The organism is Acinetobacter lwoffii, from assembly GCF_024129715.1.
Taxonomy (GTDB): domain Bacteria; phylum Pseudomonadota; class Gammaproteobacteria; order Pseudomonadales; family Moraxellaceae; genus Acinetobacter; species Acinetobacter lwoffii_U.
The window spans coordinates 1-16,183 of record NZ_JAMXXM010000003.1 but is presented as its reverse complement, the minus strand read 5'-3'; the positions used below and the strand labels follow the sequence as shown (position 1 = coordinate 16,183).

Annotated in this window: 15 protein-coding genes; 8 read left to right on the top strand and 7 right to left on the bottom strand. The window is 44.0% G+C overall.

Features of this window, described 5'->3' with window-relative positions; genetic code table 11:
* Positions 1-47: 47 nt before the first annotated feature.
* The 7 genes from rutD to NI462_RS03255 all read left to right on the top strand — a co-directional run bounded on the left by rutD (position 48) and on the right by NI462_RS03255 (position 6,396).
* Positions 48-839 carry a pyrimidine utilization protein D gene (gene rutD, locus NI462_RS03285; protein WP_253159087.1) on the top strand — a complete coding sequence of 264 codons (792 nt, stop codon included), beginning with the start codon at positions 48-50 and terminating at the stop codon, positions 837-839.
* Between the two features lie 337 nt (positions 840-1,176).
* A complete protein-coding gene (gene rutA / locus NI462_RS03280; RefSeq protein WP_253159085.1) occupies positions 1,177-2,283 on the top strand; it encodes a pyrimidine utilization protein A in 1,107 nt (368 codons plus the stop codon).
* Positions 2,280-3,005, top strand: a complete 726-nt coding sequence (gene rutB / locus NI462_RS03275) for a pyrimidine utilization protein B (protein WP_253159083.1) — start codon at positions 2,280-2,282, stop codon at positions 3,003-3,005. The genes rutA and rutB overlap by 4 nt, the downstream gene beginning before the upstream one ends.
* Before the next feature lie 69 nt (positions 3,006-3,074).
* Entirely contained in the window at positions 3,075-3,455 is a 381-nt protein-coding gene (rutC, locus tag NI462_RS03270) for a pyrimidine utilization protein C (RefSeq protein WP_004646493.1), read from the top strand.
* A gap of 145 nt (positions 3,456-3,600) precedes the next feature.
* A complete protein-coding gene (gene rutF, locus NI462_RS03265) occupies positions 3,601-4,116 on the top strand; it encodes an NADH-dependent FMN reductase RutF (RefSeq protein WP_435574959.1) in 516 nt (171 codons plus the stop codon).
* A gap of 33 nt (positions 4,117-4,149) precedes the next feature.
* The gene (rutG, locus tag NI462_RS03260) at positions 4,150-5,505 is read left to right on the top strand and encodes a pyrimidine utilization transport protein G (RefSeq protein WP_253159079.1); all 1,356 of its coding nucleotides are present in this window, start codon (positions 4,150-4,152) and stop codon (positions 5,503-5,505) included.
* Positions 5,506-5,556: 51 nt separating this feature from the next.
* Positions 5,557-6,396 carry an NAD(P)-dependent oxidoreductase gene (locus tag NI462_RS03255; RefSeq protein WP_253159319.1) on the top strand — a complete coding sequence of 280 codons (840 nt, stop codon included), beginning with the start codon at positions 5,557-5,559 and terminating at the stop codon, positions 6,394-6,396.
* A gap of 384 nt (positions 6,397-6,780) precedes the next feature.
* Here the strand turns inward: NI462_RS03255 and NI462_RS03250 are convergent, their stop codons facing one another.
* The 3 genes from NI462_RS03250 to lipA all read right to left on the bottom strand — a co-directional run bounded on the left by NI462_RS03250 (position 6,781) and on the right by lipA (position 11,204).
* Positions 6,781-7,164, bottom strand: a complete 384-nt coding sequence (locus NI462_RS03250) for a carboxymuconolactone decarboxylase family protein (RefSeq protein ID WP_005246836.1) — start codon at positions 7,162-7,164, stop codon at positions 6,781-6,783.
* Positions 7,165-7,331: 167 nt separating this feature from the next.
* Positions 7,332-9,836 carry an acyl-CoA dehydrogenase gene (locus tag NI462_RS03245; RefSeq protein ID WP_253159077.1) on the bottom strand — a complete coding sequence of 835 codons (2,505 nt, stop codon included), beginning with the start codon at positions 9,834-9,836 and terminating at the stop codon, positions 7,332-7,334.
* A 354-nt stretch (positions 9,837-10,190) separates the two neighbouring features.
* A complete protein-coding gene (gene lipA, locus NI462_RS03240) occupies positions 10,191-11,204 on the bottom strand; it encodes a lipoyl synthase (protein WP_004730131.1) in 1,014 nt (337 codons plus the stop codon).
* Between the two features lie 213 nt (positions 11,205-11,417).
* On the opposite strand from lipA, the gene sthA reads away from it, so the two are divergent.
* Positions 11,418-12,833, top strand: a complete 1,416-nt coding sequence (gene sthA / locus NI462_RS03235; RefSeq protein WP_253159075.1) for a Si-specific NAD(P)(+) transhydrogenase — start codon at positions 11,418-11,420, stop codon at positions 12,831-12,833.
* Between the two features lie 97 nt (positions 12,834-12,930).
* On the opposite strand, the gene NI462_RS03230 is transcribed toward sthA, so the two are convergent.
* The 4 genes from NI462_RS03230 to NI462_RS03220 form a co-directional block, all read right to left on the bottom strand.
* Positions 12,931-13,260: a four-helix bundle copper-binding protein gene (locus NI462_RS03230; protein WP_153566495.1), complete on the bottom strand. Its 330-nt coding sequence runs from the start codon at positions 13,258-13,260 to the stop codon at positions 12,931-12,933.
* 279 nt (positions 13,261-13,539) lie between these two features.
* On the bottom strand, positions 13,540-14,505 hold the full coding sequence (locus NI462_RS03225) for a TauD/TfdA dioxygenase family protein (RefSeq protein ID WP_253159073.1): 966 nt from the start codon (positions 14,503-14,505) through the stop codon (positions 13,540-13,542).
* A gap of 178 nt (positions 14,506-14,683) precedes the next feature.
* Complete coding sequence (locus NI462_RS15045) at positions 14,684-14,818, bottom strand: hypothetical protein (protein WP_290444188.1); 135 nt, start codon at positions 14,816-14,818, stop codon at positions 14,684-14,686.
* A complete protein-coding gene (locus NI462_RS03220; protein ID WP_253159070.1) occupies positions 14,811-16,025 on the bottom strand; it encodes an MFS transporter in 1,215 nt (404 codons plus the stop codon). The genes NI462_RS15045 and NI462_RS03220 overlap by 8 nt, the downstream gene beginning before the upstream one ends.
* Positions 16,026-16,183: the final 158 nt, after the last annotated feature.

The window sequence follows — 16,183 nt, the reverse complement described above, 5'->3', positions numbered from 1 at the left end:
GCATGTATTTTGCTGCACTCATCTCATAGCGAAACTATGAGAATTTTATGTCTTTATTTATTCATCGTGCAGCACGGGCCGATGCGCCTTATGTAGTGCTTTCTTCTGGGCTAGGCGGACATGCCAGTTTCTGGAATCCACAAATTGAGGTTTTGCAGCAAGATTTTCATGTGGTGACTTATGATCAGGAAGGTTGCCATTCGGATTCTGGACTGTTGTCAATACCTTATTGCGTAGATCATATGGCCCGACAGATTCTGGATTTATTGATCAATCAGGATATCCGTGAATTTCATTTTATTGGTCATGCATTGGGTGGGCATATCGGCATGCAACTCGCAACCTATCAGGTTGATAAAGCGTTTAAGTTATTCAGCCTGACTATGTTGAATGCCTGGGGAGAACTGGATTCACATACCCAAAAATGTTTTCAGGCACGCACATCATTATTGTTGAATAGCGGAGCCGAGGCTTATGTGCGGGCACAAGCCTTATTTCTGTATCCTCCACACTGGATCTCGACACATCTTGACCCGTTAACAGAAGCAGAAAATAAACAGCTACTGGACTTTCCGCCAATTCAAAATGCCTTGGCTCGTATACAGGCAGTTCAGGCGTTCAGAATTGAAGCAGAACATCAGCAGGCACTCAAAGATGTTCCTATACATCTGATTGCCAATCAGGATGATTTTCTGGTGCCATATCAACGTTCACAACAACTTCAGCAATTATTACCGCAGAGTCAGCTCAGTCTGTTTGCAACAGGAGCGCATGCTTCTACAGTGACTGAAACCGCCCAGATCAACCAAAGCATGCTGCAATTTTTAAAATCAGCCTGATATTCTCAGCAAGTAATTTTATTTGCTCAAGCCAGAACCTGTTTCTGGCTTTTTATTTTTTCTAATGAATCATTTTTATAGTTTTTACTCAAAATATGATTCTTCCTAAAAGCGATGATGATCAATTTTAATGCACCTGAATGAAACACGATGAGCAAAATTGATTCAGGGGTGGAAATCATTATTTTACTAAAAATTCAAAAATATAAATATTAAGTATTTGAAAATAAATAACTAAAAATAATTGGCACGCGGTTTGCAATATTTTAAACATAAATAAAAAACCTGAATTGGCAACAGGATTTTGAATATTGGTTAAAAATAATGAGGTGTGAAAATGAAAATAGGTGTCTTCTGTCCAATTGGAAACAACGGCTGGTTACTCTCTGAAAATGCACCACAGTACATGCCGACTTTTGAGTTAAATAAACAAATCGTACAGCGTGCTGAACACTATGGTTTCGATTTCGCACTCTCCATGATCAAGCTGCGTGGCTTTGGTGGCAAGACTGAATTCTGGGAGCATAACCTGGAAACTTTTACCCTGATGGCGGGTCTCGCAGCGGTGACCAGCAAAATTCAAATTTATGCAACAGCTGCAACTCTAGTCATGCCACCCGCAATTGTCGCGCGTATGGCATCAACAATTGATTCGATTTCAAATGGCCGTTTTGGTCTGAATGTCGTAACTGGCTGGCAGCCACCTGAATATACCCAAATGGGTATGTGGCCAGGTAATGACTATTTTGGCAAACGCTATGAATATCTGTCTGAATATGTACAAATTCTGCGTGAACTTTGGGCGACTGGTAAATCAGACTTTAAAGGCGAACATTTCCAGATGGAAGATTGCCGTGTTAGCCCACGTCCACAAGCCGACATGAAGATTATCTGTGCAGGTCAATCTGATGCAGGTTTAGAGTTTTCTGCACAATATGCTGACTATAACTTCGTGTTTGGTAAAGGCCTGAATACTCCAACAGCTTATGCAGAAATTAATGACCGCCTCAAAGAAAAAACAGATGTGACTGGCCGTGATGTACAGACTTATGTGCTGTTTATGGTGATTGCTGCAGAAACTGATGAAGAAGCGCAAGCCAAATGGCAGCACTATAACGATGGTGCTGATATGGAAGCGATTAACTGGCTGATGAATCAAGGCGGTAAAGATACCACTTCCGGTGCAGACACCAATATCCGTCAAATGGCTTCTAGCGTATCTCCAGTCAACATCAATATGGGTACGCTGGTGGGTTCTTATGAAAATGTGGCACGAATGTTGGATGAAATTGGTGAGATCAAAGGTACGGAAGGCGTACTACTAACTTTTGATGATTTTATTCAAGGGGTTGAAGACTTTGGTCAAAAAATCCAGCCGCTAATGAAATGCCGTGATCATATTGTCATTGAAGATGAAGCGCCAGTTTTGGAGAAAAGCGCATGAGTGAATCAGTCGTAACAGCCGGTTTTACGGAAAAACTCGGCACAGGAAAAACGCTTAAAGCGGAACCCGAAGCGATTTGTCTTGCACCAGAACAGACAGCCTTGATTGTGATTGATATGCAAAATGCCTATACCTCTCAGGGTGGCTATCTGGATCTGGCGGGCTTTGATGTCTCGAAAACCAAGCCCGTGGTTGAAAATATTAAAAAGGCCGTTGATGCCGCACATGCAGCCGGTATTCAGGTGATTTATTTCAAAAATGGCTGGGATGCAGAATATAAGGAAGCGGGTGGTAAGGACTCTCCAAATTTCCATAAATCCAATGCCTTAAAGACCATGCGTAAACGTCCTGAATTACAGGGGCAATTGTTAGCAAAAGGTGGCTGGGATTTTGAGCTGATTGATGAGTTAAAGCCACTGCCACAAGACCTGGTGATCGAAAAGCCACGTTATAGCGGTTTCTTTAATACTGCGCTGGACAGCATGTTACGTGTCCGAGGTATCCGTAATCTGGTCTTTGTCGGGATTGCCACCAACGTTTGTGTGGAGTCGACGCTACGTGATGGCTTCTTCCTGGAGTACTTCGGTGTCGCACTTGCTGATGCCTGCCATCAGGCCGGTCCAGTCGAAGCGCATGAAGTCAGTCTGTATAACATCAAGACTTTCTTTGGCTGGGTATCAGATACCAAAAATTTTGTAGAGACCTTTCAAAAAGAAAGTTAGTCACTAAAAGAAACTAAATTAGCTGTAAGCGCATAAAGAATTAAAGAACAGAATTAAGGAAAAAATAGTATGCCTAAAGAAATCATTATTCCAGCAGGAACATCGAAACCATTAGCACCGTATGTACCGGCAACCAAGGCAGACAATATCGTGTATGTATCCGGTACATTAGCTTTTGATGAAAATAATAATGTGGTGCATGTCGGTGATGCCGCAGCACAGACCCGTCATATTCTGGAAACTATCAAGCGTGTGATTGAAGAAGCAGGCGGCAGTATGGATGACGTGACCTTTAACCATGTCTTTGTCAAAGACTGGGCAGATTATGCTGCGATTAATGCAGTTTATGCAGAGTATTTCCCGGGAGATAAGCCGGCACGGTATTGCGTACAGACAGGTTTGGTCAAACCTGATGCGCTGGTCGAAATTGCTTCGATTGCCCATGTATAAGCCGATCCACCTGATTCAATCTCATTACTAGATGCCCCAGGTCTGAAACTGAATATTGACTTGGGGGCGGGAGAACAGCATGAATGCCAAACTATCTAAAATCATCACAGAAACAGTTGCAGAAAATAACGCATTAAATAAGGTTTTGGCGACTAACGCATCAGATGACATCTTTACCCAAGTTGATCAGCAGATTTTCCGTCAAGGCATGTCCAATCTCGGGGCTGCAGTCAATGTCATTACCACGCAAGGTGAGGCAGGACAGGCAGGATTTACTGCCTCAGCCGTATGTAGCGTGACGGATACACCACCAACGTTGCTGGTCTGCCTGAACCGTTCATCCTCAGTTTATGAGACTTTTAAAAATAATCAGGTGTTGTGTGTGAATACCTTGGCATCACATCAACAGCATCTATCCAATCTGTTCGGTGGAAAAACACCGATGGCAGAGCGTTTCAGTCAGGGGAACTGGAAAACTTTGGTGACCCAGTCACCTGTACTTGAGGATGCCTTGGTCAGTTTCGACTGCGAGGTGGTCCAATGTTTATCTGTAGGCAGTCATGACGTGCTGTTCTGTGAAGTGAAAGCCATGTGCCAGCATCAAGGCAATGCGCTGATGTACTTTAACCGTTCTTACTGTGAGCCACACAAAATGTGCTAAATCAATTCAGTCCTAATCAAGGAGGGGAAGCCCATGCAAGAAAAAGAAACGTGGTTTCCAAAATTTAAGCCTTACCAAGGCAATATCGATACAACACCAGTTCAAACAGATGAATATCTGCCGGCTGGGAAAAGTATTATTCTCGGTTTACAGCATGTGTTTGCGATGTTTGGGGCAACCGTGCTGGCACCGCTTTTAATGGGGTTTGATCCCAATCTCACGATTTTTATTACCGGGATTGGTACCATTTTATTTTTCCTGATTACTGGCGGTCGGTTGCCAAGTTATCTGGGATCCAGTTTTGCCTTTATTGGCGCCGTGGTGGCGGTCACAGGCTACTCTGGGGCGGGGGCAAATGCAAATATCGGGCTGGCACTTGGGGGAACCATTGCCTGCGGTATTGTTTATGCCTTGATTGGCCTGCTGGTCATGAAAACCGGTACTGCATGGATTGAAAAGCTGATGCCACCCGTGGTCACGGGCGTCATCGTGATGATTATCGGTCTGAATCTGGCACCTGTCGCGATCAAAAGTGTTTCAGCCAACCAGTTTGATTCCTGGATGGCGCTAGTCACCATTATCTGTATCAGTGTGATCGCGGTATTTACCCGTGGGATGGTGCGCCGTTTACTGCTGTTATTAGGCCTACTGTCTTCCTACCTGATTTATTTCCTTTTCACTAATGTAATGGGCTTCGGACCTGCGATTGATTTCAGCAAAGTCAGTGAGGCGGCATGGTTTGGTCTGCCAAATTTCCAGAGTCCAGTCTTTGAAATGAATGCGATGTTGATGATTGCACCGGTGGCCATTATTCTGGTTGCGGAAAATCTGGGACACTTTAAAGCGGTATCTGCAATGACTGGTAAAAATCTGTCGCCGTATATGGGACGCGGTTTCTTTGCAGATGGTGTCTGTACTTCACTCTCTGCTTCTGTCGGCGGTACCGGGATGACCACTTATGCTGAAAATATCGGCGTGATGGCAGTGACCAAAGTGTATGCAACCACCGTGTTTATCTTTGCCGGGATATTCGCTATCTTGCTCGGACTTTCACCGAAATTTGGGGCGGTGATCAGTACGATTCCTGTAGCTTTGCTTGGCGGTGCCTCGATTGTAGTATTCGGTCTGATTACGGTTGCAGGTGCCAAAATCTGGATAGATAACCGTATTGACTTTAGCAAGAACAGCACAATGATTATTGGCGCAGTGTGTCTGATTATGGGTACAGGTAATTATAGCTTGCAGATTGGTAGCTTTGATCTGGGTGGGATTGGCACTGCGACTCTGGCGGCGATTTTACTTAATCTGTTCCTGAATCGTGGGGAAGAAAAAGAATCGCCTGTATCTGCATCGACCGCAACAGAAGTTGAGGTTAAGCCAGTCGCTTAATATGAGGAGTATTTTTTGAGTCAAACAATTGCATTTTTAGGACTCGGGGCAATGGGGTGGCATATGGCCTGCCATTTGCCAAACCTCGGACACCCGGTTTGGGTCTGGAACCGGACTGAACATAAAGCGCTAGATCATGCTCAATCTTTCAGGACTCTGGCAGTGGGTATTGAACAGGCGGTTCAAGCCGACTTTATCTTTTCCTGTTTGCCGACCAGTCAGGATGTGGAAGCATTAATTACCGCATATCCACCTAAACCCGGTGCAATCTGGATTGACTGTACCAGCGGTGTGCCGGAATCGGCACAAAAACTGGCAAAACGATTGGAGCAACAGGGAAGTTATTATCTGGATGCTCCAGTATCCGGTCAGACTGTTGGGGCAGAAAAAGGTACTTTAACCGTGATGGTGGGAGGAAATGAAGCTGCCTTTGAACAAGCTAAACCGATCATTGCTGCTTTTGCTGGCTTGATTGAATATGTGGGAGAAAGCGGTTCTGGTTTTGCAGTGAAAGCCGTTAATAATACTTTGATGGCGACCCATTTATGGGCACTGGCTGAAGGTTTGACTGTACTGAAAGGGCAGGGAGTTGATTTAAGCAGTGCGTTGAACTGTATTAATCATTCCAGTGGTAAAAGCAGCATGTCAGAAAATATCATGGCACAGCGGGTTTTAAGCCGTGAGTTTCATAAAACCTTTGCGCTGGATTTATTGCAGAAAGATATTGGTATTGCTTTGGAACTAGTGCAACAGCAGCAACTGGATTTATCAGTGATGTCATTGGTGCAACAACAGTTCCAGCAGATTGCCAAGCCACAGGCCAGCCAGTTGGATTTCTCCGCTGCGGTGCAAGGCTTAGAACAACGTACACAGATTGAATTAAGGGGTTAGAGTCTTTCTTATAAATTGCTATTCATAGAAAAACCATTATTTTGAATTAAATCCATAACGACAGATTTTATTATCAAAAATATGAAAAGCCGAGAATTTAATAACTCTCGGCTTTCTTATTAAGCATTACTTTAAATAGCCTAAGCAGTTTTGAATTTAACTGATATTTGAGCAATTTAAATAGATTTCTTTTATGAATTAGAAAATGATCGTCCATTCATATTTGATGTTCCCTCTCCCTTAGGGGTGAGGAGCATGCTCCGCAAGAGGATGAGAGATTTTTTATAAAGAACCTCTCCTATGAGGAGCGGGAATTTCATAAATAATTTTTAATCATTAAGAATTATTTATGAAAGAGCTTTAATACACTGATATTTAGGTCTCTTAATTCGCTTCATATTCCTGAATCACCTCAAGCGCCGCACGAAATGCTTCCTGAGTCGCCGGTGCACCGCAGTAAGGCAGACTATGCAGCAGCACTTCCTGAATTTCCTCAACCGTTGCGCCATTATTCAGCGCACCTCGCACATGGCCTTTCAGTTCAGTGGGACTTTTTTGCGCGGTTAGGAAGGCAATGGTAATTAAAGAACGATATTTACGTGGTAAAACACCTTCACGTTGCCAGGTCGAACCCCAGGCATGTTCATTAATCCAGTCCTGTAGAGGTTGGGTAAAAGGCACGGTATTTTCCTGAGCACGCTTCACAAAGCTTTCACCCATCACTTCAGTACGGACTTTCAAGCCATTTTCATAATCTTGTTGTGACATTGTCTACCCTCAATTTTCTTATAAGGCTAGCTTAGTACTTTCCATGCGAAATACCATCGTGCAATAGTCGTAAAAAAGTGGCTGAAAAGCCACTTGTGAAGCTTCCAGAGTAAAGTAATAAAATGACTTCACTCTGGAATTTATTACACCTTAAATTCAAGTTTTATTTAAGGTGATATTGAGTGTGAAGGATCAGTTTGCACTGAAGTATCCGTTCCTTTGGCATCTTCCTTGATGAGATACGGATTCTCAAGCTCTAATACTTCCTGCAAATGCAGATCAAATACATCGGTCAACATGCTGTCATAACGACGCGCATTGTAGTGCAGCAATTTTTCTGCTTCCTCATCATTAATAAAACCATGTAGCTGTGCATCTGCCACATGCTCTGCAAAGCTTAAACCCTTGAACTGGTCTTTATTTTCTGCTTTTTTAAAACGATCCCAGAGTTTTTCAATCTCGAGTAGCAGATTGAAAGTAGATTCCATACGACCAGTGATATCATTTTCATTGATATTATGGTAGACATGTTTTTTGAGTGCCCGCCGGAAAGCATTGTCTTCCATCATGCTATTTGCAACTTGCTGTTTGAGCTGGTCTGATGGTTTCTGTACTGGACGGCCAAATGGGAAACATAATAGTTTGACCATGCTTGCTGCTGTACCTACCGGGAAGTTGGCAAACAGATCAAAAAATGCTTCTTGCGCTGTATACAGAGATTTTTCTACCGCAAGCTGTGCATGTAAACGCTCATCTTCAGTCTTTTTGCTATGCTCAAAATATTTCAGAATTGAGGAAGCAATAAACAGATGTGCATGAATATCGGCCAGACGACCCGAAAGCATTTCCTTACGTTTGATATCCCCTGCGAGTAAACCTAGGCACATATCCGCAGTTAAAGCAAAGTTGGCACTCAGCCGATTAATGATCTTATAATAAGGCTGGGTGAAATCAACCGCACTTTGCGGCGCAGCACTTGAGCCACCTGTAAAGGCATAGGCAAAGGAGCGAGCAGTCCGGTTAAAGGTGTAACCCAAATGCTTAAACAGCAAGTTATCAAAAGGATTTAGAGCCGCTGCCGGATCTTCTGCTTGTAAGAGCTGTAATTCTTCATAAAGATAAGGATGGCAACGCATTGAACCCTGTCCAAAAATCATCAGGGAACGACTAAGAATATTGGCGCCTTCAACCGTAATGGAGACTGGAATTGCCTGATAATAAGGCGCCAGAAAGTTACGCGGACCCATCTGAATGGCGCGGCCACCGACCACATCCATACCGTGATTGACCACTTTACGCATGCCTTCTGTCGCATAATATTTGGCAATCGCTGTCATTACGGCAGGCTTGCCGCCCTGATTCAGACCACAGGTGACCAGATAACGGAAAGCCTCCAGCATATAGGTATCACTGGCGATTTCACTGGTGGCTTCCTGAACACCCTCAAACTTACCAACTGAAATTTTGAACTGCTGACGGATGCGAGAGAAAGCGCCGACATTTAAATAAGTCATTTCTGAAGTAGAAGTAGACAGCGCTGGTAGGGAAATACCACGACCAACCGCCAGACATTCCATTAGCATACGCCAGCCTTTGCCGGCATTTTTGACGCCACCAATAATCCAGTCCAGAGGAATAAACACATCTTTACCTTCAACCGTACCATTCATAAATGGTGGTCCGGGGTTATGCCGTGGCCCCACTATTACGCCTTCATGACTGGCAGGGAGCAGGGCACAGGTAATGCCATATTCAGTCTGATCACCCAAAAGATGATCCGGATCATACATTTTAAAGGCCAAGCCTACGACTGTCGCAATTGGAGCTAACGTAATCCAGCGTTTGGAAAAATTCATTCTCAGGCCTAAGACTTCCTGACCTTCAAACTGGCCATAGCAGACTACACCGGTATCAGGAATCGCACCAGCATCGGAACCGGCCTCCGGACTGGTCAAACCGAAACAGGGAATTTCTTCGCCTCGCGCCAGACCCGGCAGATAACGGTCTTTCTGTTCTTCGGTACCATAATGCAGTAACAGCTCGCCTGGTCCGAGTGAGTTCGGTACCATACAACTCACGGCTGTGGTCAGAGATCGCGAAGCAATCTTGCTCATCACCCGACTTTGGGCAAAGGAGCTAAAGGCACGACCGCCGTATTCTTTGGGAATAATCAGGCCTAAGAAACCATGTTCCTTAATATATTGCCAGACATGATCAGGCAGCGCTTTCTGCTCATGGATTTCCCATTCATCCAGCATGCTGCACAAGGTCTCAACCTCATTGTCCAGAAAAGCTTGTTCTTCTAGCGATAATTTGGGATAGGGATAACTGTTAAAGGTTTCCCAGTTCGGTGCACCCATAAACAGTTCTTTTTCCCACCAGCTGGTTCCGGAGTCCAGTGCTTCACGTTCTGTCGGGCTGATACTCGGCATGGCATTGGCCAGTGCTTTATAGGCCGGTTTAGAAATGAACGACATACGTAAAGGGTCGATCATTACCACAAGGCTAATCAGGATCAGCGGAATGCCGAGAATAAGTGACCATGGGCTAATAAAGGCACAGACTACTGACATGACAATTAGTGCAATTGCACCCGCGCTACGGGAGAGCTGAAAATAGAAAACCGCCCATAAACTAAGTAATAGCAGTAGTACAGCAAATATAAATAGCATTGTTATAGTTCTCCAGATTTATACAAGGCTGCCTGTGCCGAGATCTCATAGAATTTTTGTCACAGTTCATTCATTTTTTTTGTCGCTTGAGGATCGGACAGGTTCAGCATTGCACGTGTGAGAATGATCGTTTTCAAGTCTTGCAACGATATTTTTAAATCTTTCATCTATTTTTGAGATTGTTTGAAAAATGCTCATTCTTCAAGTGAGAACGCGCAAAGAAATGTGAAGATAAGTAATGACTTAATCTTATCTAAAATAAAAAATGGCGTTTAACGCTGAGTAGAATTTCAATTATGGATATTAAAAAGCCCTCTACAAGAGAGGGCTTTTATTTCATTAGTTTAAACAGGATTAAGCTTCAATGGCCTGAACTGCAATTTTCTTGGCAGGGTCAACTTTACGGCGCACTGCTGGTACAGGTTCGCCATTGTATTGGCGGTCGGCAAAGTAGCTTGAACGAACCATTGGTGCTGCCCAGATATTACGGAAGCCCAGTTTTTGGCCATGTTCGGTATAACGCTCGAATTCTTCAGGTGTTACGAAGCGGTCAATCGCTGCATGTTCTTTTGAAGGCTGCAAATACTGACCAATCGTCACATAATCCACGCCATGCGCATGTAAATCATCAAGCAGAGCAAGCACTTCTTCTTCAGTTTCACCAATACCGACCATGAGACCACATTTGGTTGGTACGTCCGGGCAGTATTCTTTAAACATTTTTAGCAGGTTTAAAGAGTGCTGATAGTCAGAACCTGGACGCATGGCTTTATATAAACGCGGTACAGTTTCGATATTGTGGTTAAACACATCTGGCGGACATTCAGTCATGATACGCAGCGCGATATCCATACGGCCACGGAAGTCCGGCACCAGAATTTCCAGCAGGGTATTTGGGCTTAGAGCACGTGCTTCTTTAATACAATCGACAAAATGCTGTGCACCGCCATCCAGTAAATCATCACGGTCTACCGAAGTGATTACCGCATATTTCAAACCCAGGTTGGCAATGGTCTCAGCCATATGACGCGGTTCATCTGCATCCAGTGCATTTGGACGGCCATGAGCCACATCACAGAATGGACAGCGACGGGTACAGATATCACCCATAATCATAAAGGTCGCAGTACCGCCACCAAAACATTCAGGCAGGTTTGGACAGGCGGCTTCTTCGCACACCGTATGTAATTTTTGCTGACGTAATGTGGTTTTAATACGTTGAACTTCTTCAGGTGCCGCCATTTTCACCCGGATCCAGTCCGGCTTGCGTGGCGTTTCAACCGTAGGAACAACTTTTACAGGAATGCGGGCAACTTTTTCCGCACCGCGAAGTTTGACGCCCTGTTCAGGTTTACGGTTTTCAGACATATTCAACTTTTCCACTGTTTTTGAAGGGGGAGATACTCAAAGATAGCGCAGTTATTATAACGGACTTCGTTCTAAATAGGGCAAAAAGGGGTATTCATTTAAAAAATGTTCTTCTCAAGCAATATATGTGAGTTAAATACACCAAATCAACAGGATTTACGTCATAATAAGCAGGTAGATTAAAGTGAATTTTTTAATTTTGAGGAGCGTTGAATGCCACGTAAAAAAGAGGTCGTTAGTGGGACTTTCGTTAAATATGATGCGGTAGTTCTAGGTTCGGGCCCTGCGGGCGAAGGCGCGGCAATGAAACTTGCCAAATCTGGTAAGCGTGTTGCAATCGTTGAAATGCGTGAACAGCTGGGTGGTAATTGTACCCATGTCGGTACGATTCCAAGTAAAGCATTGCGTCAAACGGTATCCAGTATTATCCGTTATCAACGTGATCCACTGTTTCAAAAAGTCGGGGACTGGAAGCAGTTCACCATGAAGCAAGTGTTGCGTCATGCACATAGAGTTATTCAACAACAAGTAGATACACATTCACGTTTCTACGACCGCAATAAAATTGATATTTATCATGGTCGTGCCTATGTTCAGGATCAAAATACCATTTTTGTATTTAATCCGGACGGGATTAAAGAAACGCTGATGTTCAAGCAACTGGTCATTGCCAGCGGCTCGCGTCCATATCGTCCAGACATTCTTGATTTTAATCATCCGCGTGTATTTGATTCAGACAAAATTCTGGATCTGGACTATTCCATCCAGAAAATCATTATTTATGGCGCAGGTGTAATCGGTTGTGAATATGCCTCGATCTTTATTGGTCTGGGGCATAAAGTTGATTTAATCAACACCCAGCACAAACTTTTAAGCTATCTGGATGATGAAATCTCTGATGCGCTGTCTTATCACTTGCGTGAACAGGGTGTGCTGATTCGTCATAATGAACAGATCGACTTTTTAGAAACATTTGACGACCATGTGGTGATGCACACGCAAAGCGGCAAGAAAATTAAAGCCGACGCGATTTTGTGGTGTAATGGCCGTTCAGGCAATACCGATGGTCTAGGCCTTGAAAATGTCGGCCTGAAACCGAACAGCCGTGGTCAATTGACTGTGAATGATCAATATCAGACTGAAGTAGAAAATATCTACGCTGCCGGTGATGTGATCGGTTGGCCTTCACTAGCCTCTGCTGCCTATGACCAAGGTCGTTGCGCGGGTGCCAATATGAGCGGCGAGAAAGACGTTGCGCCGGTGACTGATATTCCAACCGGGATTTACACCATTCCTGAGATTTCTTCGATTGGTAAGACTGAACAGCAGCTGACTGAAGAAAAGATTCCGTATGAAGTCGGTCAGGCATCATTCCGTCATTTGGCACGTGCACAGATTACCGGAGATACTATGGGCGAATTAAAGATTCTGTTCCATCGTGAAACACTGGAAGTTTTGGGTGTACATTGCTTCGGTAATAATGCTTCTGAAATTATCCATATTGGTCAGGCAGTCATGAACAGCCCGAACAATACCATCAAGTACTTTGTAGAAACCACGTTTAACTATCCGACTATGGCGGAAGCGTATCGTGTAGCCACACTGAATGGTATGAACCGTTTATTCTAAGTGAGATATTTTACTTAGATAAAAAAAACCGCAAGTCTTCACTTGCGGTTTTTTTATTGGAATTAATTAAGTCAGTCAAGTTGATCAAATTGAATTTTTAAGCCGCCATTTTTCGGCATTCTTCGGCACAACGGCGGCAAGCTTCGGCACATTGCTGACAATGTTCATGTTGGTGCTGACCACATTCTTCTGCACAGTAGTCACATGCTTTTGCGCAGAGTTCACATATCTCATGCATGAAAGGAGACTGCTTTTGTTCCATACGGGCACACAGCTGACAAATATCTGCACAATCCAGACAGCGCTGGATACACTCCCGCATCATCTCCAGATCTTCTTCTTTAAGACAGGCACTGGCACAGTTGGCACATGCCAGGGAACAGTTCATACAGGTTTGCACACAATCTGAAAATTGAAGCTGATTCATTATCGTTTCCTCTTTCCATAGGTTTATTGCTGATTTTCTAATACGCTAAGCAGAAAAAGGAAAATACACTAGGCAGATTAGGTGAGGAAAAGTAAACAGGCGCTTTGTTTTGTTAAGGAATTTACTATCTATACTTATATTCAGAGTTAGATAGTTTTATTATTCGAGAAAATAAAAAACCATTGGGCCGGTCAAAGTCTCAATGGTAGAGGATTTACATGTGAGTCATTATTATCGAAGGTTGTAATGACCTTTCTTGTTATTGTGTTTTTCTCATTTCTAAAACGGACGGCTACCCGCCAGACTGATGCGTTTTAATAAACGGCGCTGATCAGCCGGGAATGGACGGCGTGAGTGCAAAGTCACCTGATTATCCCAGAACACGATATCGCCAATTTCCCAGTGATGTTCATAAGCGAACTCAGGTTTTGAAATATGCTCACGTAATTTTGCGATCAGTTGACTGCCAGCCTGATCATCATAATTGACCAGTTCGACTTCGGTATGCGTATTCAGCCAAAGTGCTTTACGACCGGATTCAGGATGAGTGCGCACCAGTGGATGTGGATAGGCATGACTTAATATGGGCTGATCTTTAAAGCGATACAGCGGGCTATTGCCATAACCTTGATCATCAGCCTGATCTCTGGTTTTTTGACGGCGCACGAAAGGGTTATAAGTAATCAGTTGCAGCTGATCAATCTGTGCTTTGGTTTCTTTATTGAGTGCATCATAGGCTTTAATGGTGTTGATCCAGCTAGTCTGCCCACCGTCCTGAGGCAGTTCAATTGCATACAGAAGGGAACCAAAAGAAGGTAGGGGTGTCCATTGATGATCGGCATGTGGAGTGAGTTCACCATGCCCGGTATAATCTCCCTGACCGACGGCATTGGAAACCGGCACGACATCGGGTGGAACACCGCTATCGGACTGCGCAGCCAGTACCGGTGTGTCTGCACCTGGGCGGAAAATGGAACCAAAATAAGTTGAAAACGCCAGATACTGGAAATCATCCAGACTTTGCTGCTTAAAGATCAAAATCAGATGCTCGGCCAGTGCCTGTTTTAATTTTAGAATAGTTTCGGATGACTGGGCTTTACGGGCATCCAGACCAAAGACCACTGCGCCTAAGGCCTGACCGATTTGCGGTACAATCTTGATTTCAGCCGGATGTTGAAATTGATCTTGCTGATGCCAGCGTGGGGCATCATGAATGGCTTGTGAAAGTTGGGTTAAGCTGGTCATTATCAAGTCTCAGAATTTTCTTGTTGATGAAAATCTAAGAAAATTCGGGACTGAAATAAAATTAAAAGAAGTGATAAGTTTATGAATAATCTAATATTTTTACTATTCATTTGATTTTAATACATTTAACTTATTGTGCGATGGATTGTGTATTTTTTGCTGAGGATATTTCAGCAGTTTAGTGTGGGCAGAAAGCCTGATTAAAATACTCAAACAGCTCAGGGGTCTGAAACCACAGTCCAATCGACAAAGCCAGTAAAAGCAGGATTGCCACAGCAATCGAAAGTTTGAGTTTCAGCAGAGAATCAGTCATGGACGATTTGCTCCTCATTGACCCAGAAATGCACCAGTACCCCCAAAATGCTGAGGACAATTGATAGCATCCACACCGCATTATAATTGCCGCTCAAATCATGGTTGACTCCACCGAGCCAGCCACCGAAAAACGAGCCAACCTGATGGGTAAAGAACACAATGCCACTGAGCATGGTCAGATATTTCACCCCGAACATATTCGCCACAATACCATTGGTCAGCGGAACGGTCGATAACCAGAGTAATCCCATAATGACACCAAAGGCATAAACTGTCCATGTACTCAGAGGCAGCATGAGAAAGGCAATAATTGCAATTCCACGCAAGGCATATAATCCCATTAACAGATGCGGTTTGGAATATTTGCCACCGAGCCAGCCGGCCGTATAGGTGCCTACCACATTAAACAGACCCACTAAGGCTAAGAAAATCGTACCGGTTGTGGCATTAAAGCCATGATCAATCAGATAGCCCGGCAGGTGGATGCCAATAAAAACGACCTGAAAACCACAAACAAAAAAGCCCATGGCCAGAAACCAAAAGGGTTTATGATTTTTCACCACTACCAGAATCTGTTTAAAACTGAGTGAGACTTTATTGGAGGTAGAGGCTGCGTTGGGATTAACATACATTGGTGCTTTCAGCATCCAGGCCAATGGCACAATCAGTGCAATTAAAATGGCACTGACCACCAGCGCTGCTGACCAGCCGACATTCTGTAATAGCAACAGGGTCGAAGGCAGCATGATAAACTGACCAAAAGATCCGGCCGCACTGGCAATTCCCATCGCCAAACTGCGCTTTTCTGGTGGGGCAGCACGCCCGACCGCAGACAATAACACCGGAAATGAGGTGGCAGACAGGGCGAGACCTAAAATTAAACCGACACTCAGATTTAAAAGTAAGCCGGTCGAGCTGACTGCCATCAACAGTAGACCGATGGCATATAAGGCTCCGCCTACAGCTACCACAATCTTGCTGCCATATTTATCGGCAAATGCCCCGGTAATCGGCTGAACTGCACCCCAGATCAGGTTTTGCATGGCAATGGCCAGGCTAAAAACATTATGACCCCAGCCAAACTCTTCGCTCATCGGCACCAGATACAAGCCAAATGCATGACGTACACCCAATGACAGTGCTAAAATGATGGCGGAGCCAATCAGCATAAAAATAAGAGCTTTGGAAAATTGACTGTCAGCCATACGTCATTCATGCCTATAAAGTTGATATGTATAATATTCGATTCAAGCAATAGAGGCGATTAAATAAATATTAGATCTCTTGCGAAAGTTAATTTAAGAGCATCCAATTCACCATTCCAGCAATTAAATTCATTCTTAGACCAAATCGTTTCCGTCTA

Excerpts from the sequence above, each read along its gene's own strand:
- rutD (WP_253159087.1), top strand. The coding sequence starts at position 48 with ATGTCTTTATTTATTCATCGTGCAGCACGGGCCGATGCGCCTTATGTA.
- rutA (WP_253159085.1), top strand. The coding sequence starts at position 1,177 with ATGAAAATAGGTGTCTTCTGTCCAATTGGAAACAACGGCTGGTTACTC.
- rutB (WP_253159083.1), top strand. The coding sequence starts at position 2,280 with ATGAGTGAATCAGTCGTAACAGCCGGTTTTACGGAAAAACTCGGCACA.
- rutC (WP_004646493.1), top strand. The coding sequence starts at position 3,075 with ATGCCTAAAGAAATCATTATTCCAGCAGGAACATCGAAACCATTAGCA.
- rutG (WP_253159079.1), top strand. The coding sequence starts at position 4,150 with ATGCAAGAAAAAGAAACGTGGTTTCCAAAATTTAAGCCTTACCAAGGC.
- NI462_RS03255 (WP_253159319.1), top strand. The coding sequence starts at position 5,557 with ATGGGGTGGCATATGGCCTGCCATTTGCCAAACCTCGGACACCCGGTT.
- NI462_RS03250 (WP_005246836.1), bottom strand. The coding sequence starts at position 7,164 with ATGTCACAACAAGATTATGAAAATGGCTTGAAAGTCCGTACTGAAGTG.
- NI462_RS03245 (WP_253159077.1), bottom strand. The coding sequence starts at position 9,836 with ATGCTATTTATATTTGCTGTACTACTGCTATTACTTAGTTTATGGGCG.
- lipA (WP_004730131.1), bottom strand. The coding sequence starts at position 11,204 with ATGTCTGAAAACCGTAAACCTGAACAGGGCGTCAAACTTCGCGGTGCG.
- sthA (WP_253159075.1), top strand. The coding sequence starts at position 11,418 with ATGCCACGTAAAAAAGAGGTCGTTAGTGGGACTTTCGTTAAATATGAT.
- NI462_RS03230 (WP_153566495.1), bottom strand. The coding sequence starts at position 13,260 with ATGAATCAGCTTCAATTTTCAGATTGTGTGCAAACCTGTATGAACTGT.
- NI462_RS03225 (WP_253159073.1), bottom strand. The coding sequence starts at position 14,505 with ATGACCAGCTTAACCCAACTTTCACAAGCCATTCATGATGCCCCACGC.
- NI462_RS15045 (WP_290444188.1), bottom strand. The coding sequence starts at position 14,818 with ATGACTGATTCTCTGCTGAAACTCAAACTTTCGATTGCTGTGGCAATC.
- NI462_RS03220 (WP_253159070.1), bottom strand. The coding sequence starts at position 16,025 with ATGGCTGACAGTCAATTTTCCAAAGCTCTTATTTTTATGCTGATTGGC.